This is a genomic window from Sphaerospermopsis sp. FACHB-1094 (genome assembly GCF_014696195.1).
GTDB classification, from domain to species: domain Bacteria; phylum Cyanobacteriota; class Cyanobacteriia; order Cyanobacteriales; family Nostocaceae; genus Sphaerospermopsis; species Sphaerospermopsis kisseleviana.
The window spans coordinates 18,033-41,243 of the sequence record NZ_JACJPT010000003.1 but is presented as its reverse complement, the minus strand read 5'-3'; the positions used below and the strand labels follow the sequence as shown (position 1 = coordinate 41,243).

Annotated in this window: 21 protein-coding genes and 1 tRNA gene; 14 read left to right on the top strand and 8 right to left on the bottom strand. The window is 38.1% G+C overall.

All coding sequences use genetic code 11. The annotated features are described in order from the left end of the window. Positions 1 to 233: 233 nt before the first annotated feature. Both H6F47_RS01425 and alr read right to left on the bottom strand, forming a co-directional pair. A tRNA-Leu gene (locus H6F47_RS01425) sits at positions 234 to 315 on the bottom strand. Positions 316 to 442: 127 nt separating this feature from the next. Next, the gene (gene alr, locus H6F47_RS01420; protein ID WP_137667272.1) at positions 443 to 1,630 is read right to left on the bottom strand and encodes an alanine racemase; all 1,188 of its coding nucleotides are present in this window, start codon (positions 1,628 to 1,630) and stop codon (positions 443 to 445) included. Positions 1,631 to 1,985: 355 nt separating this feature from the next. Here alr and H6F47_RS01415 point away from each other — a divergent pair, with 355 nt between their 5' ends. From H6F47_RS01415 to H6F47_RS01405, 3 genes are all read left to right on the top strand, one after another. Next, positions 1,986 to 2,483 (top strand): HNH endonuclease, encoded by a 498-nt coding sequence (locus tag H6F47_RS01415; RefSeq protein WP_096570942.1) that lies wholly within the window; start codon positions 1,986 to 1,988, stop codon positions 2,481 to 2,483. Between the two features lie 711 nt (positions 2,484 to 3,194). Continuing rightward, positions 3,195 to 4,493, top strand: coding sequence for a bifunctional oligoribonuclease/PAP phosphatase NrnA (locus H6F47_RS01410; RefSeq protein ID WP_096570940.1), 1,299 nt, complete (start codon positions 3,195 to 3,197; stop codon positions 4,491 to 4,493). A 160-nt stretch (positions 4,494 to 4,653) separates the two neighbouring features. After that, positions 4,654 to 5,121 carry a DUF29 domain-containing protein gene (locus tag H6F47_RS01405; RefSeq protein ID WP_137667274.1) on the top strand — a complete coding sequence of 156 codons (468 nt, stop codon included), beginning with the start codon at positions 4,654 to 4,656 and terminating at the stop codon, positions 5,119 to 5,121. A gap of 197 nt (positions 5,122 to 5,318) precedes the next feature. Here H6F47_RS01405 and arsS read toward each other — a convergent pair whose 3' ends face one another. Together arsS and arsM are read right to left on the bottom strand one after the other, a co-directional pair. After that, positions 5,319 to 6,308, bottom strand: a complete 990-nt coding sequence (gene arsS, locus H6F47_RS01400; RefSeq protein ID WP_137667286.1) for an arsenosugar biosynthesis radical SAM (seleno)protein ArsS — start codon at positions 6,306 to 6,308, stop codon at positions 5,319 to 5,321. Positions 6,309 to 6,481: 173 nt separating this feature from the next. After that, positions 6,482 to 7,450, bottom strand: a complete 969-nt coding sequence (arsM, locus tag H6F47_RS01395; RefSeq protein ID WP_190346897.1) for an arsenosugar biosynthesis arsenite methyltransferase ArsM — start codon at positions 7,448 to 7,450, stop codon at positions 6,482 to 6,484. 118 nt (positions 7,451 to 7,568) lie between these two features. Between arsM and sixA the strand changes: the two genes are divergently transcribed. The 8 genes from sixA to H6F47_RS01355 all read left to right on the top strand — a co-directional run bounded on the left by sixA (position 7,569) and on the right by H6F47_RS01355 (position 14,940). Beyond that, positions 7,569 to 8,063 (top strand): phosphohistidine phosphatase SixA, encoded by a 495-nt coding sequence (gene sixA / locus H6F47_RS01390; protein WP_137667276.1) that lies wholly within the window; start codon positions 7,569 to 7,571, stop codon positions 8,061 to 8,063. Between the two features lie 112 nt (positions 8,064 to 8,175). Continuing rightward, positions 8,176 to 9,312 carry a citrate synthase gene (locus H6F47_RS01385; RefSeq protein ID WP_096570930.1) on the top strand — a complete coding sequence of 379 codons (1,137 nt, stop codon included), beginning with the start codon at positions 8,176 to 8,178 and terminating at the stop codon, positions 9,310 to 9,312. A gap of 625 nt (positions 9,313 to 9,937) precedes the next feature. Next, entirely contained in the window at positions 9,938 to 11,056 is a 1,119-nt protein-coding gene (nuoH, locus tag H6F47_RS01380) for an NADH-quinone oxidoreductase subunit NuoH (protein ID WP_096570928.1), read from the top strand. Between the two features lie 167 nt (positions 11,057 to 11,223). Further along, a complete protein-coding gene (gene ndhI, locus H6F47_RS01375; protein WP_096572790.1) occupies positions 11,224 to 11,808 on the top strand; it encodes an NAD(P)H-quinone oxidoreductase subunit I in 585 nt (194 codons plus the stop codon). A 102-nt stretch (positions 11,809 to 11,910) separates the two neighbouring features. After that, the gene (locus H6F47_RS01370; RefSeq protein ID WP_096570926.1) at positions 11,911 to 12,516 is read left to right on the top strand and encodes an NADH-quinone oxidoreductase subunit J; all 606 of its coding nucleotides are present in this window, start codon (positions 11,911 to 11,913) and stop codon (positions 12,514 to 12,516) included. A gap of 134 nt (positions 12,517 to 12,650) precedes the next feature. Continuing rightward, on the top strand, positions 12,651 to 12,956 hold the full coding sequence (gene nuoK, locus H6F47_RS01365; protein ID WP_006199065.1) for an NADH-quinone oxidoreductase subunit NuoK: 306 nt from the start codon (positions 12,651 to 12,653) through the stop codon (positions 12,954 to 12,956). 6 nt (positions 12,957 to 12,962) lie between these two features. Next, positions 12,963 to 13,886 (top strand): NAD(+) kinase, encoded by a 924-nt coding sequence (locus tag H6F47_RS01360; protein WP_096570924.1) that lies wholly within the window; start codon positions 12,963 to 12,965, stop codon positions 13,884 to 13,886. A 268-nt stretch (positions 13,887 to 14,154) separates the two neighbouring features. Next, entirely contained in the window at positions 14,155 to 14,940 is a 786-nt protein-coding gene (locus tag H6F47_RS01355) for a GNAT family N-acyltransferase (RefSeq protein WP_096570922.1), read from the top strand. A gap of 177 nt (positions 14,941 to 15,117) precedes the next feature. On the opposite strand, the gene H6F47_RS01350 is transcribed toward H6F47_RS01355, so the two are convergent. Beyond that, complete coding sequence (locus H6F47_RS01350; RefSeq protein ID WP_190647398.1) at positions 15,118 to 15,876, bottom strand: Uma2 family endonuclease; 759 nt, start codon at positions 15,874 to 15,876, stop codon at positions 15,118 to 15,120. 216 nt (positions 15,877 to 16,092) lie between these two features. Beyond that, entirely contained in the window at positions 16,093 to 16,818 is a 726-nt protein-coding gene (sfsA, locus tag H6F47_RS01345; protein ID WP_137667280.1) for a DNA/RNA nuclease SfsA, read from the bottom strand. Positions 16,819 to 17,261: 443 nt separating this feature from the next. On the opposite strand from sfsA, the gene H6F47_RS01340 reads away from it, so the two are divergent. Continuing rightward, positions 17,262 to 17,930, top strand: coding sequence for a 2OG-Fe dioxygenase family protein (locus H6F47_RS01340; protein ID WP_137667281.1), 669 nt, complete (start codon positions 17,262 to 17,264; stop codon positions 17,928 to 17,930). Positions 17,931 to 18,148: 218 nt separating this feature from the next. After that, positions 18,149 to 19,414 carry a tetratricopeptide repeat protein gene (locus H6F47_RS01335; RefSeq protein ID WP_190647396.1) on the top strand — a complete coding sequence of 422 codons (1,266 nt, stop codon included), beginning with the start codon at positions 18,149 to 18,151 and terminating at the stop codon, positions 19,412 to 19,414. Positions 19,415 to 19,582: 168 nt separating this feature from the next. On the opposite strand, the gene H6F47_RS01330 is transcribed toward H6F47_RS01335, so the two are convergent. Both H6F47_RS01330 and H6F47_RS01325 read right to left on the bottom strand, forming a co-directional pair. Further along, on the bottom strand, positions 19,583 to 21,688 hold the full coding sequence (locus tag H6F47_RS01330; protein WP_137667283.1) for a serine/threonine-protein kinase: 2,106 nt from the start codon (positions 21,686 to 21,688) through the stop codon (positions 19,583 to 19,585). Between the two features lie 342 nt (positions 21,689 to 22,030). Beyond that, positions 22,031 to 22,537, bottom strand: coding sequence for a 2TM domain-containing protein (locus H6F47_RS01325; protein WP_137667287.1), 507 nt, complete (start codon positions 22,535 to 22,537; stop codon positions 22,031 to 22,033). Positions 22,538 to 22,804: 267 nt separating this feature from the next. Here H6F47_RS01325 and H6F47_RS01320 point away from each other — a divergent pair, with 267 nt between their 5' ends. Continuing rightward, the gene (locus H6F47_RS01320) at positions 22,805 to 23,188 is read left to right on the top strand and encodes a hypothetical protein (protein ID WP_187038586.1); all 384 of its coding nucleotides are present in this window, start codon (positions 22,805 to 22,807) and stop codon (positions 23,186 to 23,188) included. The last annotated feature ends 23 nt before the right edge of the window (positions 23,189 to 23,211 follow it).

Below are 23,211 nucleotides of genomic sequence, written 5' to 3'. Positions count from 1 at the left end.
TTATAAAAAATTATTAACTTTATTAAATACTGTAATTTACCGCAAATAGCTTTTTAGCTTGCTGTTCACGGTATACTCAACCAATCTCTCTGTATTTATCAGCAAATACAAGTTTTACCCAGCTTTCTTGTTGTTTACACTCTGCTGAATCCAAGCCATTATTTTAATCATGCCGATTTTTCAACTTCGATATCAGCGCCAACAGAAGTTTTTTATGATCAATTTTTTTAAAATGCGGATGAAAGGACTTGAACCTTCACACCTTGCGGTACTAGAACCTAAATCTAGCGCGTCTGCCAATTCCGCCACATCCGCATCAAGATATTATAATAGCATAACAAATTAGTAATGGCAAGAGGGAATTGGTGATTGGTGATTGGGAAACATAAAATTGATTACCCAGCCCCCAGTCCCCAGTCCCCAGTCCCCAGTCCCCAGTCCCCTACATCACAGCAACACGGGGTAGACGATGCTTGAAGCCGCAAAGAATTTCCCACGAAATGGTATTTAATTGATTTGCCCAATCATCAGCTGTGATTTTTTCTCTTCCTTGTTCTCCCAATAAGGAGACTATTTCCCCTTCCTGGACATCGGGTATGGAACTGACATCTATCATGAGTTGATCCATTGTAATCGCGCCAATTTGCTGCAAACGCTGGCCACGCAGTAAAACTTGCATTTGTTGGGAAAGACTGCGGGGAACTCCATCCGCATAACCAATACCCACTACTGCAATCCGCATTTCTCTGGGTGCGATAAACTTATGACCATAGCTCACACCAGTTCCCGCAGCAATTGTTTTTACATGGGTAATTCTGGCTTTGAGTTGTAAAACCGGTCGCAGTTTGATTTGATTTTGCAGGTGGGGAGCAGGATAAAGTCCATAAATGGCTAAACCTGCACGCACCATATCATAATGTAATCTCGGATCTGCCAGGGTAGCGGCTGAATTGGCTAAGTGCAAACTGGGAATTGTGATACCTCTGGCTTTGATTTGGGCGATCGCTTCCTCAAATCGTCTATGCTGTTCTTCCATGATCGCCGGATCAGGACTATCTGCTGTAGCTAGGTGAGAATAAATACTGTCAATATTTAGATGTGGTAATCCTTGTACTAATTGCACAAAATCACCTGCTTGCTGCCAATCAGTACCTAATCTCGACATTCCTGTATCTAATTTGATGTGTACAGGTAAGGGAGAATTATATTTAATTGCTTCTAATGTGTTGGAAAATATTAAAGCTTGTTTAGGGCTGCAAAGTGTAGGTTGCAGTTTCCAATGAGCGATCGCATGAATTTGTTCTGCTGTATTGGTTGCTCCTAAAATTAAAATCGGTGCTTTTATTCCACCTTCCCGTAATTGAATCCCTTCGGGAACTGTCGCTACCCCCAACCAACTCGCACCCGCTTCTAACACAGTTTTAGCAACAGTTACCGCCCCATGTCCATAGGCATCAGCTTTTACCACTGCCATTAACTGTGTACGTGGTGATAAAAATCTTACTAATTGCTTGACATTATCGGACAACGCCCCTAAATCAATTTCCACCCAAGCACGTTGAGAAAACCAAGCGTAAGTATTGCACTCCTGACTATCAGCAAAACTAGGGGTTTGTTTGCTACTAAACATTCCTCTTCACTCCTATCACACCACTGCAAAGCTTCCAGACGCTCCGACTGTGCTAATTTTTGCCCCTTAAAGCCATATCAATTTAATCAGCAAAGTGTACCGTTGATCCGGGAGTTTGTACAAGTAGTCAGGAATCAGAATAATTTTAGATTTTAGATTTTAGATTTTAGATTTTAGATTGGAATTGACAAAAACAATCCAAAATCCAAAATCCTTTCATTGTATCCCCAGTCACCAGTCCCCAGTCCCCAATCACCTGCAACCAAATTATTAAGGAAGTATAAATTATTCTCATCTCCCCAGAAAGGTATATTTGTGTTAAAATATCTAAAACTAATACCTTGAGCTAATATCAATGGGGAAGGTTTTAGTCCTAAACGCCTCCTACGAACCGCTCAACATCACGAGTTGGCGACGTGCCATAGTTTTGTTGATAAAAGGCAAGGCAGAACACGTAGAACACAACGGCAAATTCCTCTACTCGGATTTTCCTCTGCCAACCGTAATCCGGTTGCGTCATTACGTGCGTGTTCCCTATAAAGAAATTCCTCTGACGCGCCGAAATATATTGCATCGAGATGGGCATACTTGTCAATACTGTGGCTACACAGGTGATGAGTTGACCCTAGATCATGTAATGCCGCGATCGCGTGGAGGAGGTGACACCTGGGAAAACATCGTTACTGCCTGTGTACGCTGCAACGTCAAAAAAGGCTGTCGTACACCTCAAGAAGCCCGGATGCCTTTGCGCCATCCACCCCGTCAACCATACAGTAGCCTCTATTTTGAGGTGACAAAACATCTCAAGAGTGGACTTCATCAGGAGTGGCAAAAATATGTGATAGGACTTTGACATTAACACAGAAATAATTGAGACAGCAGGGGAATGAGTCTTCACCTGTAGGTGTTGCTGTTTGACCTTGGTCAACACAGTATACCACAAGTTGAGGGTTAAATTTGCCCTTGGCGAGTGTTTTTTGCAGCTTTTCAGGGGCATTCCCCAAAGCTGGAAGGATTGTTTGTTCAAATTCCAGCGAGACAACACAAACACAGATTTACGATTATACCTCATTTTTTGAGGCATGGATCATTGTCACTATAAATTATTCCCAATCATCACAAAATTAAGCTTGAAGGTATATTTTTGAGGAAAATAGTTGTTAATGGCTGAGAAAACATAATAAATATATTTAGATAGTAAGTATTGTAAAATTCCGAAACTGTGTATACTAAAAAACGTTACAATACCCAAACTGAGATAGATATTGAAGTTAAAATCAGCTGTTAAGAAAAAGTTGCTGGGTTATAAGAAAAAGCGCAGCGAGTATTTTTCCGTCCTGAAAGACCTAGACCTGTACCAAATTTTTTTAATCTAACATCTAAAATCTAAAATCTAAAATCTAAAATCTAAAATTCCCGGTCAGCAATCCCTGACTAATGGGCTTGACAAAACATAGACAAACATGATGCCGTGCCAAAGCTGTAGATTTCTGTCAAGATCGTAATGTGTGGACGAGCCAGAGCATAACTGGTGGAAGCCACCAAGCTGAAAACTAAATTCCCTATGTACTTGAATTCTCCCGTTACTCAATTTGAGGGCTTTTCATTGACCACAGAGCCGAATGGGGAGGAAGTAGAAATAGAGAGAGATGCTCTTGAACTTCCACCACTTACCCGGCCTTCCTTACCAGCAGCAAATGGGGCAGCAGCAAATGGTGATGGAGGTATCTATTTAGCTCAACGTGGCAATTCCCTGGCGATTCAGAAGTCAGAAGAGTTACAAAAAACCCTGCTCAACCATAGACATGAGCGCCATCTGGTAATTCTACAAGATTTTCCTGACCCTGATGCTCTTTCTTGTGCTTGGGCTTACCAACTAATTGCCCAACAATACGATATCAAATGTGAAATCATTTATGCTGGCACTCTCAGCCATCAGGAGAATATTGCCTTAGTTAAGCTAACTACTTTACCTGCTCAACGCTGGACAATGCAAACCCTAAAAAGTAAAGATTTGTTATCTTATCAAGGGTTTGTGTTGATTGATAATCAGGGAACTACATCTCAATTACTAGCAGCAGTACAACAGGCTGGACTTCCCCTAGTCGTGCTGGTTGATCATCATAGCTTGCAAGGAGAACTGAAAGCTGAGTTTACCGATGTTCGTCCTTATGTACGAGCAACAGCCACAATCTTTACACAGTATTTACAATCGGGTTTACTCACATTAGATAGCAGTCTGAGCCAGCACGTAAAATGTGCAACTGCTTTAATGCACGGTTTGCGCTCAGACACCAATCGGTTAATGCAAGCGCAAGAAGAAGATTTTATGGCAGCTGCTTACCTGAGCAGGTTTTATGATGCTCAGTTGCTCAATGCCATTTTACAAGCCAATCGTTCTAAGCGTGTAATGGATGTGATCGAGCGATCGCTCAAAAATCGCATTGTCCAAAATAACTTTTCCATAGCTGGTGTAGGTTATTTACGCTACGACGACCGAGATGCTATACCCCAAGCAGCTGATTTTCTGGTGACAGAAGAAAACGTGCATACTGCTGTAGTGTACGGCATAGTTCACGATGAAGATGACGAACTAGAAGTAGTCATAGGTTCTCTGAGAACCACAAAACTTACCTTAGATCCTGACGAATTTATCAAAGAAGCCTTTGGGCAAGATAGCACAGGACGGTTTTTTGGTGGTGGACGCACTGGTGCAGGTGGCTTTGAGATTCCGATGGGATTCTTATCTGGCGGTAACGAAAATTCTGCTTATGCGAAAATGAAATGGGAAGTTTTTGATGCTCAAATTAAGCAGAAATTATTGAAATTGGTAAATCCTAAAGATAACCCAATTCAGTCTTAATTACCCTGTTTCGGTAAAAATCGCCTCATTCCCCATCCGTTGTGAGGTTGGGGGTAAATAAGGCAGGAGTAAAACTGGCTTTGTGTATAGGTTTTAATTGAGATTGCGTACCTCATTGATATGCAATCTTATTTATCATCATTAAAATGTGAGCAATTCTATGATGAAATATCTTTACGAACAGGATTTTCAAGTTTGGATTGATACAACAATTCAGAATTTACAAAAACGTGAATTTGAATCACTAGATATAGAGAATTTGATTGAGGAATTAACAAACTTGGGGAAATCAGAAAAGAATGCTCTTAAAAGTAATCTAATGATTCTATTAGCTCATTTGCTGAAATTAAAAGTTCAATTTGATGCTCCAGATACCATGAAAATGAGTTGGTACAACTCAGTTATTGAACACCGTCAGCGAGTTTTGAACAATTTACAAGATACCCCATCTCTCAAAAATTTTCTTCCTGAAGCAATTGAGCAAGCATATCCTCAATCTCGAAAATTAGCTATTAGAGAAGGTAAATTAGCTGCTTTTGGGGTTCGTGTTCCTGATGAGATTGAATATCCTCATACTTGTCCATTTTCCCTAGAGCAAATATTAAATGAAGATTTTTATGGTTTGTAACTGTATAGTTAAGTGTACAATAAGAAAAAACCGCGAACCAAGATAGTTGGTGTCACGGCTTTCGGTATGGTGTGAGGAGCTTAACTAACTCCATCATAGATCACCAAATCAAGAATGGGGATACTCGTATCAATTTTGGTAACAGAATTTTTTTAGTAACAGGTTATTTGAGGATTTAGCTATCAGCTATCAGTGATTCATTCTACTAAAGCACCACCACAACTAGAACCACATCCAGCAGTACAACCATAACAATAATCAGCAGTTTGTACTTCTTTGATGACATCTAAACTACCAAGTTCTAATAATTTACTAATTGTCAAAGTTTCACCATTGTGAGTTCTTGCTGGTAAATTCATCATTTGGTTAAAATCGCAATCATAAACATTACCCAAATAATCAACAGAAATTTCCTCACGACACATTAAATTATCAACGGTGTCAGGGTTAAAATGTGATTCTAAAAACTGCAAATATTGTTTATAAAGATGTTTACTTTCTAAATATAACTTAGTTCTTCCTACAGGTAAGTTAGTAATAGTCAGTAAGTTATTAAAGACAATATCAAAATGTTCTTGTAAGAAATTTTTATAAGCTAGTTGAAGATTTTTTTGATCTGGAGTTAAAGAAAAATTTTCATCCTTTGGTAACTGAGGATTATAAACCAAATCTAAAATTAAATTTGCATCTTGACCATAACCCAATTTATTTAACCATTGTAAAGCTTGAATAGACTGAACAAAAACACCATGACCCCGCATTTTATCCACATTATCAGCTAAATAACAGGGAAGAGAAGCAACAACACGCACTTGATTTTTAGCTAAAAAGTCAGGAATATCTGCAAAACCTTCCACAAAAAAGATTGTTAAATTTGATCTAACAATTACTTGTTTACCTGCTTTTCTCGCAGCTTCCACCAATGGTTTAAAACCATAATTTATCTCTGGTGCGCCCCCAGTCAAATCAACAATTTTAATTTCAGGAAATTTATGAATAAAATCAATTAAATCTTGACAAACTGCTGGGGAAAGTTCCTCAGTTCTTTTAGGACTTGCTTCCACATGACAATGAGAACAAGCAAGATTACAACGTTTACCGAGATTGACTTGTAAAACCTGAATTTTTTGCTTAACTAAAGCTGAATTAAGTTGTTTGTGAAAAGGAGTAACCGCTATTTTTACCATCATTAATACCTAAAAAACCTCATATTAAAACTTTCCGATGATTGCGTAGGGGTGATTCATGAATTACCCCTACTTTTTCTTTCTCTGCGTTCTGTGTCTCTCTGTGGTTCGATACTCTGAAAAATCATCAAACACCAAACCACAAAACAGAGAATATAATTATAAAAAATTCCCTAACAGCAACCACCACCATCATAATACCAAGTAGAATCAGTAATCATGATTTCTTCTGGTTTCAAATCTCCCAATTTAGCAGCCGTTTTATCACAAACTGCGGCGGGAATACCCCTTTGTAAAATATGTCCTGCTCCATCATCAAAAAATGATTCTGAACCTGCATAAATCGCTGTTTTACCTGTGAAAATACAAGCACCGTCTTCAGGAATTTGCACCTTAAAAGAAACGGAATCAAGACTTTCCAAAAGTAGATTTTCTTCCAGGTTATAAGTTTGTTTATCTAATAATCTATAGGGACGACGGGCGCGAATTTCTAGTTGTCCAAATCCAGCATTTATAATTAATTGTGTATATTCTTCATAAGTGAGCGCACCGGATAAACACATTGCCCTTAATCTTTCATCTTGTCGTAGATGTTGGGGAATAGGACGGGTAGCAATGGGGTCACTCATTTGTAATCTACCACTGGGTTTTAAAACTCGATATGCTGCTTTTAAAGCGCAGGTTAAATCAGCAGGTTCAAAGATATTAAAAAGACAATTTTGGGCGACTATATCAACAGAGGCATCATTGACAGGTAAATTAAAAGCATCCCCGGCAATAATTTCCACAAAACTAGGATCAAACCAAGGATTTTCTTGGGCAGCAATTTCTAAATTTCTTGTCGCAGCTTCTCGCATTTCTGCTACTGGTTCAACTGCGATGACAGCACCAGGACGACGGGAAAAATAAGCAAATTGTAAAGCTTCTAAACCACCACCAACACCAACATATAATACTGTAGGTTGGTTTGCTAATTCGTTAGTATGAACGGTAGTTCCGCAGCCATAATTCATTTCCTGCATGACTAAAGGAATTTTTAATCCTGGTAGTTGCAGGGGTGTACTTTGGACACAACAAAGTCCTACTTCTGGTGTTTGAGCAACTTCGCTGTAAAATTGGGCTGCGGTTTCTAAATAGGTCATTGCTGTTTTTTGGGTTTAACTTTGTATATATTGATTCTGCATATTAATATATTGACATATATTCTGAGGAAATTTTAATGATTTTTACAGTGATTACGGTGATTACCGTAGAAAATTTATGGAACTATATTTAATCCGTCACGGTATCGCCGAAGAACATCAACTAGGGCTAAAAGATGAAGCGCGATCGCTCACCCAAGAAGGCAGACAAAAAACCGCAAAAGTAGCCCAAAGATTAGTAAAACTTGGGTTTAAATTTGATTTAATCCTCACTAGTTCCCTAGTCCGCGCCCAACAAACAGCAGAAATACTCATGGCAGCCGGATTAAGTTCTCAGTTAGAAACCTCAGATTATCTCAGCTTTGAAGGCGATCTTCAATGGTGGCTAAGAGACTGGTTAGAACCGAGAAAATATCCTCAAAATACCCAACTAGCACTGGTGGGACATGAACCCTGTTTAACTAATTGGGCTGAAATTCTCCTTTGGGGTGAAGCAAAAGAACAACTCGTCCTTAAAAAAGCAGGTATGATCGGAATAAAAGTACCAGATGATGGTTCTCCTGTGGGTCGTAGTCAAATGTTCTGGTTGACACCTCCCAAGTACCTACTATAACAGTTTTTCGAGCTTTCGCATAAAATAGTTGTTAAATCGGCAACTGTTATAGTGAAAAGAATCTCTGGTAAGTTAGCGTGTTCAGATATTTCACAAAGCAAGTGGTGTAGCCATGACGGTGTGCGAATATAAGCCTGGTTTAGAAGGCATTCCCGCAGCCCAGTCTAGCATTAGTCATGTAGACGGGCAAAAGGGAATACTAGAGTATCGGGGCATTCGGATCGAAGAATTAGCAGAAAAAAGTACCTTCCTAGAAACTGCTTATCTTTTAATCTGGGGAAAATTGCCCAGCAAAGAAGAATTGACAGCTTTTGAGAGTGAAGTTAACGCTCACAGACGGATAAAATATCGTATTCGGGACATGATGAAATGTTTTCCCGAAAGTGGTCATCCAATGGATGCTCTCCAAGCCTCTGCTGCTGCCTTGGGTTTATTTTATTCTCGTCGTGACTTACATAATCCTGTCTACATTCGTAATTCTGTAGTCCGGTTAGTAGCCACAATTCCCACAATGGTAGCAGCGTTCCAGTTGATGCGGAAAGGAAATGATCCTGTAAAACCAAGGGATGACTTAGATTATGCCGCCAACTTCTTGTATATGCTCAATGAAAAAGAACCTGACCCCCTAGCAGCGCGGATTTTTGATATCTGCTTAATTCTGCACGTTGAGCATACAATGAATGCTTCTACCTTTAGTGCGCGAGTCACAGCCTCCACCTTAACCGATCCCTATGCAGTTGTAGCTAGTGCAGTAGGGACATTAGGCGGACCATTGCACGGTGGAGCAAACGAAGAAGTAATACAGATGTTAGAAGAAATCGGATCTGTAGATAACGTTCGCCCCTATATCGAAGATCGTCTACAAAGAAAAGCCAAAATCATGGGATTTGGACACCGCGTGTATAAGGTAAAAGATCCTAGAGCGACAATATTACAACGTTTAGCGGTGCAATTGTTCGAGAAATTCGGCTACGACAAGTTTTATGAAATTGCCCAGGAAGTAGAAAGGGTAATGGCCGAAAAAGTTGGCAGTAAAGGAATTTATCCTAATGTTGACTTTTATTCTGGTTTAGTGTACAGGAAAATGGGAATTCCCACAGATTTGTTTACACCAGTATTTGCGATCGCCCGTGTTGCAGGTTGGTTAGCACACTGGAAAGAACAACTTGAAGAAAACCGGATTTTCCGACCCACTCAAGTCTATAACGGTCTTCACGAAGTTCCTTATACTCCCATTGAGCAGCGTTAACTACCTGGGAAGGTGACAGGTAAAAGTTGACAGGTGACAGGTGACAGTTATGAGGTATTTTCCTGGGAATAGGTGATAAATACCCAATTTTAGATTTGAGATTCTAGATTGATGCTCTCAAGTGGACAGATTGATAAGTGTCATCTGTCAGCTTGATGAGGTTGACAATCAAAAATCTCGAATTTACATGGATAATCTGGAATTGGCATTGTCATCACAACCTGCTGTACAGGAAAATCAGACAATTTGCATAGAATAGAAAACCGTTACCAATTTGGGGACGGTAACTTTGTCTTGTCAGAGTCTTGTCAGAAGAATAGGTGACAGGTGACAGGTGACAGTAAGAAGAGAACAGGAAGAGGAGTAGGAAAGAGGTTTTTCCCAATCACCAATCCCTAATCACCAATCTCAATCTCAACCATAAGCAGAAGTTGTCATCTGGGATCAAAAGGGTAAAACCATCAAAGGATATACTAAACTCAGGAATTAGCAACAAATCTACAATTCTACAATCACGCATCATCTCAATAGAGATTCTTCAACAGTAAATTTACAGATATTAAATTAAATAATATTTGTGAATTTACTATGAGTAGACGAATTGACGAATTACAGAGTAGCAAACATGAATGCAGGAATTGACCTTCAAGGAACTTTTATTGAATCCGTCAAGGATTTGGGCATACCAGCAGGGGCAGCCAAAGCCCTGTGGATGCCATTACCAATGATCCTGATGCTGATTGGGGCAACAGTAGGTGTACTGGTTGCAACCTGGCTAGAACGGAAAATTTCTGCGGCCGCACAGCAACGGATTGGTCCTGAATATCAAGGTCCATTTGGTTTGTTAGTGCCTGTAGCCGATGGTCTCAAGCTGATCTTTAAAGAAGATATCGTACCAGCCAAAGCAGATCCCTGGTTGTTTACCATTGGTCCAATAATAGTTGTAATTCCGGTATTTTTATCATTTTTGATTGTTCCCTTTGGGGAGAATATCGTGATTACTAACGTCGGTATGGGCGTATTTTTGTGGATTGCATTATCCAGTATTCAGCCCATAGGCTTATTAATGGCTGGTTACGCATCTAATAATAAATACTCCCTGTTAGGGGGTTTGCGGGCAGCAGCACAATCAATCAGTTATGAAATACCATTGGCGTTGAGTGTATTAGCGATCGCCATGATGTCTAACAGCCTCAGCACCATTGACATCGTAAACCAACAATCTAACTTCGGGATTTTGGGTTGGAACGTTTGGAGACAACCACTAGGTTTCATCATCTTCTGGATCGCCGCCCTAGCAGAATGCGAACGTCTACCCTTTGACTTACCCGAAGCGGAAGAAGAACTGGTAGCAGGATATCAAACCGAATACGCAGGGATGAAATTCGGTTTATTTTACTTAGGTTCATACATCAACCTGATCCTGTCTTCCCTACTCGTAGCAATTTTATATTTGGGCGGTTGGCATTTTCCCATTCCCGTCAGCTTGATAGGTGACTTTTTGGGAATGAGTGAAACCAACCCCATCTTACAAGTAATCACAGCTGCTTTAGGTATCACAATGACCGTACTTAAAGCGTATTTTCTCGTATTTCTGGCCATCCTGATTCGTTGGACAGTACCACGGGTACGGATTGACCAACTGCTAGATTTAGGATGGAAGTTCTTACTACCAGTTGGCTTGGTTAACCTGTTATTAACCGCAGCACTAAAACTGGCCTTTCCCGTCGCTTTCGGTGGTTAATAGGTGACAGGTGACAGGTGACAGGTGACAGTAAAGAGGGTGTAGGGCATAGGAAAGTGGAGAGATGGGGAGGTAAATAACCCAATCACCAATCACCAATCACCAATTACCAATCACCAATCACCAATCACCAATCACCTGACAAGATTAGAGAAGAGACACAAAAAATGCTAAAGTTCCTCAAACAAGTTGGTGATTACGCCAAAGAAGCAGTACAATCAGCGCGTTATATCGGACAAGGGTTATCCGTCACCTTTGACCACATGCAACGCCGCCCTGTTACCGTACAATACCCTTATGAAAAACTGATTCCTGGTGAACGGTTTCGGGGTAGGATTCACTATGAATTTGACAAGTGTATTGCTTGTGAAGTGTGTGTGCGTGTTTGTCCCATTAACCTCCCTGTAGTTGACTGGGAAATGGACAAAGCCACCAAGAAGAAAAAACTCAAACACTACAGTATAGATTTCGGAGTTTGTATTTTCTGTGGTAACTGCGTGGAATACTGTCCCACAAACTGTTTATCCATGACAGAAGAATACGAACTTTCTACTTACGATCGCCACGAATTGAACTACGATAGCGTAGCATTAGGACGCTTGCCCTACAAGGTGACAGACGATCCAATGGTGACACCACTGCGCGAACTGGTTTATCTACCTAAAGGCGTACTTGAACCCCACGGAGTCCCCGCAGATGCTCCCCGTGCTGGTTCTCGTCCAGAAGACTTAGTTGAAAGTGGTAATGGGTAATGGGTAATAGGTAATGGGTAATAAATCGTTTTTTCCAATTACCAATTACCAATTACCAATTACCGATCAGCATTTATCAAAACATCAAGAGGATCGAAAAAAGTGAATTTAGCCGAAGGAGTACAATCTGTTTCATTTGGCATATTAGGTGTAATGATGATTGGCGCAGCACTAGGAGTAGTGTTGTTTTCCAACATCGTTTATTCCGCCTTTTTGCTGGGTGGTGTATTCATCAGCATGGCCGGACTTTACCTATTGCTAAATGGTGATTTTGTCGCAGCAGCACAAATTCTGATTTATGTGGGTGCGATCAACGTCTTGATTTTGTTTGCCATTATGTTGGTAAACAAACGTCAGGATTTTTACCCTTTACCCAGTGCTGGTTTACGGAAAATCATTACCGGTGTAGTTAGTCTGGGACTATTTGCTCTATTAAGTACAATGGTACTGGCAACACCTTGGGCTAATACCTCTACATCCCCAGCAGCTAAAAATTCCATAGTTTTAATAGGTGAGCATTTCTTCACGGACTTTTTGCTCCCCTTTGAATTAGCTTCCGTATTGTTGCTAATGGCAATGGTAGGAGCAATTATTTTGGCACGTCGGGAATATTTACCAGATCAAGTTACCCCTTCCGAACTGCCACAAACCATCTTAACCTTGCCAGAACGCCCCAGAGAATTGGTATCTAGTGGCACTGAGGACTAGGGTACTGGTGACTGGTGACTGGTGACTGGTGACTGGGAATATGAATTTACCCAATGCCCAATTACCAATTACCAATTACCAATCACCAATTACCAATCACCAATTACCAATTACCAATTACCAATTACCAAACTATGCAACTTCAATACTTCTTACTACTTGCAGCAGCTTTATTTTGCATTGGCATCTATGGTTTAATTACCAGCCGTAACGCCGTCCGTGTACTCATGTCAATTGAGTTACTGTTAAATGCTGTTAATCTAAATTTAATGGCATTTTCCAATTTTCTCGACTCAACATTAATTAAAGGTCAGGTTTTCACTGTTTTTGTGATTACTGTGGCAGCTGCGGAAGCGGCGGTAGGGTTAGCGATTGTACTGGCTATTTATCGTAACCGTGATACCGTTGACATGGAGCAGTTTAATCTCCTCAAGTGGTAACAGTACGTGCAATTAAAGCAGGTAATCATAGCTTACAAAGCGCGAGACTCCCAAAGTAAACGCTGGGCTGAACTCTGCGCTAAACAATTAGAAGACCGCCAATGTCAAGTTTTGGTTGGACCTAGTGGACCCAAAGACAACCCCTATCCAGTGTTTTTGGCATCTGCCAGCCAACCAATTGATTTAGCTTTAGTCCTTGGTGGTGATGGTACGGTTTTAACCAGTGCTAGACATTTAGCCCCGGCTGGTATCCCCATTTTGGGGGTAAATGTGGGTGGCCATTTGGGGTTTTTAACTGAGTCAATGGATGAGTTTCAAGAACCGGAACGAGTTTGGGATCGGTTATTTGAAGATCGCTATGCTCTCCAACGCCGAATGATGTTACAAGCGGCTATTTATGAGGGTCATCGGACAAATTTAGAACCAGTTACAGAACATTACCTCGCCTTAAATGAGTTTTGTATTAAACCCGCTTCTGCTGATAGGATGATCACCTCGATTCTGGAAATGGAAATTGATGGTGAGGTGGTTGATCAATATGTGGGTGATGGGTTAATTATTTCTACTCCTACAGGTTCTACAGGTTACACGGTTTCGGCTAATGGTCCAATTATGCACGATGGGATGGAGGCTATTACCATTACTCCTATTTGTCCGATGAGTCTTTCTAGTCGTCCCCTAGTTTTACCTCCTGGTTCTGTGGTCAGTGTTTGGCCGTTTGGGGATTATGATTTAACTACAAAATTATGGATGGATGGGGTGTTGGCTACTTCCATTTGGCCTAATCATCGTGTTGATGTGCGGATGGCTGACTGTCGTGCTAAATTTATCGTTTTGCGGGCTAATAATTCCTATTATCAAACTCTGCGAGAAAAGTTACTTTGGGCTGGTACTAGGGTTCGCTACACTAATCATGGTCAGCACAATTAAAAATAAGTATTCAGCCATCAGCTATCAGCCGTCGGCTTTTGAGGCTAAAAGTCAATTCACCTGAAAAAACTCAATACCAAGATCCCAGGTTTCTTGTAGAAGTCCGGGATCTATTACTATTTAGGGCTTTTGTTATTGACAAAAAAAATAAATTGTGTAATTACAAAATTTGTATTCTATTGCCAGATTTTAGTGATCAAAATGTTCATAATTAGATATTAAATCCTCTTAGAATTTTTCACAAATTTAAGTATTAACCTGGATGTAAATGTATTACAATCCTATCACTTCATCTTTTTCATCTGTACAGTTTACTGATTTTCCGGTCTTGGAAAGTGAAAAGTATATCCTGCGACTGGCTAAAACTGATGCAGAGTTAGAATCTATTTTTCGCTTACGGTTTCAGGTTTTTAATCAAGAGTTGGATTTGGGTTTTTCTAGTTCTAATTTTTCTCAAATGGATCGGGATAAGTTTGATTATTTTTGTGATCATTTATTGCTGATTTGTAAAAGGACTGGTGCAACTATTGGTACTTATAGAATGCAAACTTATACAATGGCTGCAAAAAATTTAGGTTTTGATGCTGCTGATATATTTAATCTTGCTCAAATTCCTGATTTTATATTGCAGTCTTCTGTAGAAATTGGTCGTGCTTGCATAGCTCAAGAATATCGCAATAGTTATACACTTTTATTACTTTGGCAAGGTTTAGCTAATTATTTAATTTATACTGGTAATCAATATTTTTTCGGTTGTGCATCTTTGTTAACTCAATGTCATAAACAAGCTGTTTGTGCTTATAATTATTTTCTCTATAATCATTGTTTACATTCTCATATTTTAGTGAATCCTCATCCAGAATATTCCATAGAAATTAATTCTAATTGTCCAGATATCTATAATGTAGAAATTCCGAAAATTTTACAAGCTTATTTGAGTATTGGTGCAAAAATTTGTAGTCTTCCTGCTATTGATAGACAGTTTAAAACTATTGATTTTTTAATTATCTCTAATATTGGGGATTGGGGATTGGGTATGGCTGATTTAGCGTAAGCATTCAGCCATCAGCAAGCCCTATGTATCTGATTTTATTTGAGGTTGCCCTATTCCGTAGGGGCAATTCATGAATTACCCCTACAATATATAATTTGACGAAAATCTGATTATGGCAGTAAAATCTAAAATTGCCGGTTAATTGTTCATTGTTAATTGTCCATTATTTAATTTGGGTTACTCTCCGATAAGTTGCTTTGCTTCTAAACCTGTTAACTGTGTGACTTGTTCTATAGGCATTCCATTATTTAACAAATTAACTGCCACTTGTCTTAATTTATTTTCAGCTTGTTCAGCCCGTTGTTTTTCTTGTTCAGCAAGTTCTAAAGAAGTAGGAAATAACTCACCGATCTTATTTGCCCAGCGTAACCAAGTGGCATTGACACCGCGATAATTACCCTGCCAACGTACTAAACTTAAACCTAAAACTGTACTTACTAACTGATTTTTTTCATTAAAAGCAATCGGTTCATACACACCACTATTGATGTGAAAACCTGCAAAATCATCTGGGTTAAAAGGATCAAACCAAAAATATTCAGAAACACGCATTTGATTTTGATAAATCAGTTTTTTCTCATTTTTATCATTTTTAGCTGTGCTTTCTGAAAGTAATTCAATTACTACATCTGGTGATTTTCCTTCTTCCCAAACTACCCAAGAAAGACGCTCTTTTTTGGGAACTCCTAAGACGGTAAAGAAGTCTGGACCACGAAAATCCTGATTTTTTAATTGCGCTAAACTGTAGTAGACAAACATATTGCCCCCTACATATCCATCAGTCCTTTGATCTAGCCAAGGCTGAATGGTATCAATTAAAATATCCAATTGTAATTTATGTCTTTGTGTCTCCATCGGAATACCGTCATCATAAGGAAGTTCTGCCTGGGTGGGTGGCATTTCCACAGTGGTTTCAGTCGCAAGAGTTTCTAACATATAGCAATCTGATATGATGACTCAGATCATTCACGTTTCCTGCTGTTTGTTGTTTTTATCCAACAAAAACTGCTGATCAAAAATAGGAAGTTTATCTTTGCTGTTTGTGGAAACGTGAGGAACAATCTTTGTATTCATATTAGCATTCTCTTGAAAGAAAGTTTGTGTGTAAATAATGATGCACTTTGCTTTCATTTTTGGCTGGCTGATAAATGCTTAAATTTTCAGTTCTGCTAACCCCAAATAACGGATACCTTCAGGAGAAATATCAAACCGACAAGGGAGAACTTCTAAACCTTGTTTAATTGCTTCCCGTAACAATTTACCATATACAGGATCTGTGCTATCTCCTGGGGCAAATTGTGTACAATCTCCGCGATTGATAAAATACAACATTACTGCCCGACTTTGGGGTAAAACTTCCATTAATTCCCGCAAATGTTTTTGTCCTCTGGTGGTTTCTGTATCGGGAAACAGGGCTAAAGTTCCCTGCGACCAAGTTGTATTTTTTACTTCTAAATAAATGGGGCGTTGTCCTTCTTTTCCGGTCAGGTAAAAATCTATCCGGCTTTTTTTATCTTTTCCATAAACAACTTCACCTTTAACTTGTGTATATTCACTTAATTCTGGGAAAAGATGTTTCTCTAAAGCTTGTTTCACAACTCGATTAGGTAAAGCAGTATTGACACCGACCCAAGTTGGTGCTAAATCATCTACTTGAATCAATTCCAGTGTATAAGCTAATTTGCGGTTAGGATTATCACTTTTAGATAACTGTACAGGACTACCTACTTTGGAAACTCCTGTCATGGGTCCTGTATTGGGACAGTGTGCTGTTACAACCTCCCCGGAGTCCAGTTGAATATCAGCAAAAAAACGCTTGTAGCGTTTGAGTAAAATACCAGTGTATAATTTAGGGTATTGATACAGCCAGTTATTCATTCTGCTAGGTAAATTATAAATTTGAATTAATAGTAAATATACGATAAAAGAGGTTAGCAGGAGGAATGAGAAATGAGAGCTTTGAAAATATTGGGAAAATATTGGGAAAATATTTTTGTTCCCAGATGAGTAACTATATAATGGAACAGGGAATAGATAATGGAACAGGGAATAGGGAATAGGGAATAGGGAATAAGGAATAGGAAAGTGAGTAGCTAGAGTTCTTGTTAAATATTCCAACTTAATAAATTTTGTAGTCACATTTACAACAATTACTAAATAATTGCTTATAATAGATATTACATACCTCTCATGTAAAAAATGGGAGGAATTTAAAAATCCAGTTCGCATTCAGCTATTAGCGGTCAGCAGTCAGCTAAAACTACCTGGAAAATGGAGTTTTTGCTGGCTGAATAATTATAAAATGCAAGGAGAAAAATCCTATGCAACAAGTATCTTCTGTAACGGGGTTAGAATATGCTTTTCTGTTTACTCTGAGAAAGGTAAATTCTATTAATACTCAAGGTTTCCAGCCATTTTTTGAGAACTTACCTGTTGATCCTTATATTAAGGGCAAATATCGCTCTAGAAGGTTATCAAGAGTAATGGTTGCTGAGAATAAGTTAATTAAACTTTCTCATGGATATTTGTGCCAAAGTCGAGAATATAATCCTTTATTGGGTGATGTCAAAAGAGAGTTCGCAGAATTAGAAGATGGACTGATAGAACTGGAAATTTTTAAGAATTTGGTTTTAGCATTTATTGATTCTTGCAAACTCCATCCAGAAGCAGAAATTGGTATTCATCAAATCAGAACTACTTGTTCACCAGGTCATTTAGGAAATCCCGCACCTGAAGGTATTCATCAAGATGGAACTGATTTTATTGGCATTTTTTCTGTTGGTAGGAACAATATTCAAGGTGGAGAAACACATTTATATACTGCTAAAAAAGAGAAACCAGTTTTTCATAAAATACTCCAGCCCGGAGAACTGCTTTTAGTTAATGATCATGAGTTTTTCCACTTTATTAGCCCGATTAAGTCTGAAAATCCAGCACCGGGAACTAGGGATGTTTTCGTGTTGACTTCTCCCAGTTTAATTCAACCTTAAAAAACGTAATACTCAAATCCCCGATCTCTTAAATAAGTCGGGGATATATCCACTTTATATTTGATGACAAGTATATCGAAAAATCACATTTTCCGTAGGGGTTGAGCATTGCTAAACCCCTACAACACGACAACAACAAAAATTTGTGATATAATAAAATTTGTGATATAATATTGTTTTAAATCAATTTAAATCGAGTTCATAGAAAAAACTAAATTATGACTTCTGAATTTTACAATCGCGGCTTAGAAAAAGCGAAACAAAAAAACTATGCTGGTGCTATTGAAGATTTTAACCAAGTTATACAGCTAGATCCTTACTTTAGTAAAGCTTACATAGAAAGGGGTTTAGCTTATTATAAATCCGGTGCGACTTTACAAGCAGTTTTTGATTATAATGAAGCTATTAAGCTGGATGGAGAAAATGCCAAAGCTTATTATTTTCGGGCGTTAGCAAAATTAACTTTAAAAAATCTTCCTGGTGCTTTAGAAGATGTAGAAAAAGCGATTCAGTTTAAATTTAATGATGCTGGTGCTTATGATTTACGGGGGATAGTGCAGCGCAAACAAGGAAATATTCTAGAGGCGATCGCTAATTTTAAAAAAGCAGCAGAATTATATTTAGCACAAAAAGATAAAGAAAATGCGTGTCTTTGTTTAGAGAAGATTAAACAACTACAACCCAAAGCTGAACCAAAACCAAATCAAGAAATCAATAAATCAGCAGCAATTATATCTACTCAAGATTATTTCACACAATTATTAGAAAAGGCAGAAAAGGGAGATACAAAATCGGCGATCGCTGATTTAAATTGGATATTAAAAGCTGATGCTCAAGATGCCCAAGCTTATTGCTGTCGTGGGGTGGTACTTTGTAAAATGGGTCAATATCGAGAGGCGATCGCAGATTTTAATCAGGCAATAAATTTAAATTTTCAAGATGCTATTGTTTATCGTAATCGGGGAAAAGCTCGTTCTCAAATAGGAGATTATCAAGGGGCTTTAGCTGATATCAATCAAGCCTTGAAAATACAACCCCAAGACAATTTAGTATATATTGCTAGAGGTAATGTCTATCAATCAATGGGCAATTATTTAGCAGCAATTCAAGATTATTCTCAAGCAATACAAATGAATCCTGAGCATCCGTTAGCTTACTATAATCGTGGTATTGCCTACACTTGTTTAGAAGAAATGCCCAATGCTGTGGAAGATTACCAAAAAGCAGCTAGTATCTATTGTGAACAAGAAGACTGGGAGAATTATCAACTAGTTTTAAATAGTCTGCAAAAAATTCAATCATCTATCCCAGCAACCAACAAAGCCACCTATAATTTATTACGTCAAAGACTATTACGCATGGTTGGAGGACATTGGGAAATAGCCGCAAGATTAATTGAGCAAAAGCAAGATTTTTATCCAGGTATGTCGGAGGAGTGGTATTTACAAACAGTAATTGATGATTTGGAAAGAGATAGACGATAACAATTGATAATGGACAATTGACAATTGACAATTACATCTTTTTCTCATTAAAAGGAAAGGTTTTAAACTTGGCATCAAACAATTATCAATTATCAATTATCAATTATCAATTATCAATTATCAATTATCAATTATCAATTATCAATTATCAATTACCCAGTTCCTACATTATTGTGAAAAACGCCAAATCTTAATTTTATTATCCTCTCCACTGCTAACTAAAGTTTTGCCATCAGCACTAAAAACCAAAGATGTGACGGTGTTAGTATGTCCAGTAATAGAGGAAATTTCCTCACCTGTAGCCACATCCCATAGTTTAATATTAGGTTTAATATTAGGTTTAATAGTTGGATGACATTCTATACAATCTCGATTACCACTAACAAGAGTTTTACCATCTGGACTAAAAGCTAAAGATGTGACATTATAATCTTGTTTAGTTATAGTACGAATTTCCGTTTTTGTATTGAGATTCCACAGTTTAATTTTGCGATCGCGACTAGCACTAGCGAGAATTTTACCATCTGGACTAAAAGCTAAAGATGTCACAGTTTGGGAATTAGGAGTTAATGAATGAATTGATTTTTCTGGTGATTTTTCTGGTGATTTTTCTTGGGTGATATTCCACAGTTTAATACTTTTATCAAAACTACCACTTGCTAAAGTAAAACCATCAGGACTAATAGCCAGAGAACGTACCCAATAAGTATGATCTTTGAGAGTAATAATTAGCTTTCCTGTTGCTAAATTCCAAACTTTAATAGTTGTGTCATCACTAGCACTAACCAAAGTTTTCCCATCCTTACTAATAGCCAAAGCATGAACTGAATCAGTATGACTAATTAAGGTATGAATTAACTGACCTGTTGCTAAATTCCAAACTTTAATTGTTTTGTCATCACTACCACTGACCAAAATTTTACCATCAGGACTAATAGCCACGACATTGATTTTTTGTGTATGTCCTTGCAGTGAATAAATCTCTTGACCTGTGGTAATATTCCATAGTTTAATAATGCGATTACCAGCACTAGCAATAGTTTGAGCATCTGGAGTAATAGCTACAGAGGAAATTGATTCATTTGGTTCTGTGATAGTTTTCAATAAAGAAATTTTTTCTAAAGACTCCTGTGGTGGTTGTTGAACAATAGTATCACTCTTAGTTTGACTTTTCCTATTTTGCAGGGGACTCCAGCGAGAAAAAAGAGTTGTTTGTAGTTGGTGAAAGTGTCTATAACCAAATTCTCCCAACCCTAAAAATACTATTGTTCCTACTATTAAAATTGAATTTCTCAGCAAAATATATTTTTGAGGATAAACATTAGCTTTCTTTGCTGGTGCTGATAATAAAGAATTACTAGCTGGTGCTAGTAGATGTGTGTACTGTTTACTTAAATCTCTAATCACTTCATCAGCAGATTGATAGCGATTCCGAATATCTATTTGTAGTAACTTATCAATAATTATTGCTAACTCATAACTGAGAGGAGAATGCAAATAAGATTGCCAATTATTTAACCAACTATATCCATGTTCCATCCATAACTGAAAAGGAGAAATTCCCGTTAATAAATGAAAGCAGGTAGCACCCAAACTAAATAAATCACTAGCAGGGTACGCTTTACCATCTCTGATTTGTTCAATGGCAGAATAACCATGTGAACCTATAGAAGTTCCATGTTTTTTCTGCACTTTAGCTGTTAATTGTTTAGAAGAACCAAAATCAATGAGAGTTAATCTTCCGTCACTTTTGCGGCGGATAATATTTTCCGGTTTGATATCTCGGTGAATAACTCCACGACTGTGAATAAATTTGAGAATAGGCAACAAATCTAACAAAATAGATTGAATATCCCAATCTTTGTAGTTTTTCCGTAATTGCAACTCCTGTAATAAATTTTGTCCATCAATAAACTGTTGTACCAAATACAGACAGTTATCTTGTTCAAAATAAGCTAAGAGAGTGGGAATTTGTGGATGTTCTCCCAGTTCTCTCAGTCGTTTTGCTTCTTCACAAAACAACTCCATTGCTTTTTTTTGTGACCAAGTTCCTTGAAATTTTGGTGCTAACTGTTTAACGACACAACAATCATTTAATTTATCTGTATCTTCTGATAAATAGGTTCTGCCAAAACCTCCTTCATCGGAAAGCACCCGAATCACACGGAAACGATTTCTTAAAAGTGGTACTAAGGGAGTATTGCAAGTTTGACAAAACTCTTTTCCTTCTGGATTTTGAGGATTTTTGCAATCAGGATTTAAGCAGCATATCATGATCAAAGAAGAGTGACTGCATGATAAATAATGCTAAGTTATTTCCGCATTTTCCCTTGATTTCATGGCTTCTTGCTGACTGAAATGGTAGATCAACCTGGTGAGGGATTGAGGAATTACTTATTATATTCCAAGTTTTTAAAATGTCTTCTGTTTTCCTGAAGATGGGAAAACCACAAGAGCCATTATTTATATCTTTTGATCATACCGCAAGCTCAATCAAAAATCATGTCAAATTGCCATGACAATCTTTGATTTATATGTTATTGATTTCTGAAACCAATACTACTAAATGCAGTAATCACTCACCAATTACCCATTACCCATTACCTATTACCAATTTTAATGTGTTTGTAATGCTTTAAACCATTTATTTAGAACTGTATTGATAGTTTGTTTAATTTGATGCTTACGATTCCATTTTTGGAAAGCAGCTTCATAGTCTTCACCTTTGCTTTGAAAGGTGTTCCAAATATCAAGTACAATGGTGAGTCCAGAGAATAGTAAAATGTATAGTGACCAAGAAAGACCAGCACCACCAACCAAATCTACAAGTATGAAAAAACTATTAACAATTGCATAATTACCCAGACGCTTTTTAAATTTACCTTGGCGGTAAAGATCAAAAGCTTTGCGTTGTTGTACTTCGCTTTGTTGGACTATCCAATCACATTCCGCTTGTTTAACTGCTTCTGGTGAAATTTGTAACTCGGCAGCAATTTCGATAATTTGCTGATATGAAAATTCTTGATCACGATCATCGGTTTGACGAGCGATCGCTAATTGTAGAATTTGCTGCACCTGTTCTTGACTGTAGGAACGGGGGTTGTTAGATTCAAATACCGTCATAATTTTTGCTCTGATAAGAATTTTCATAATTTGCACTACTTCTACAGTAGCAAATCTAGATGGTAGATGGTAATTGGTGACTGGTGACTGGTGATAGGGTTATTAACTTCCCCTACCGCCCTATCACCTCATCTTCCCACCCAGCGACAGAAGTAGTCATTTGAGGGCAACTTTGGGGTTAAAAGCTGCAAAGATGTAGATTTACCCAGGAATTTAAGGTAATATTAAGAGGTAATATTAAATATTATTGCCAAGTTACCTGATACCATGTTTGATATATTGCCCTTTAGATTTGAGTTAGATAAAATTGCGATCGCTGGAGCTTGTTTATGGTCTTTAGCTTTATATTTAGCTTTAGCATCCACCAGAGAATGGGTAATAGATCAATTAAATCGCTGGTTTAATTTTGCCGAAAGATTCCTTTACACCAGTGAAACAGAATTTGAAAAAACCCGCAAAGCCAGAGAATCACAAAATGCTTTTTACGCTTCACTTTTTAGCATTGTACCTTTTTTCATCTTTGGTGCATTATCTAACTGGGGTTTAGAAATCAGTTTAGGTGAGAGTTGGGGAATTAGCACAGGTATACTGTCATGTATGGGTGCGGGTATTTATGAACTAGGGCGTAGAGATGGGGAAAATTCTGATTAGATGGGTGTAACTTGAGTAAAATT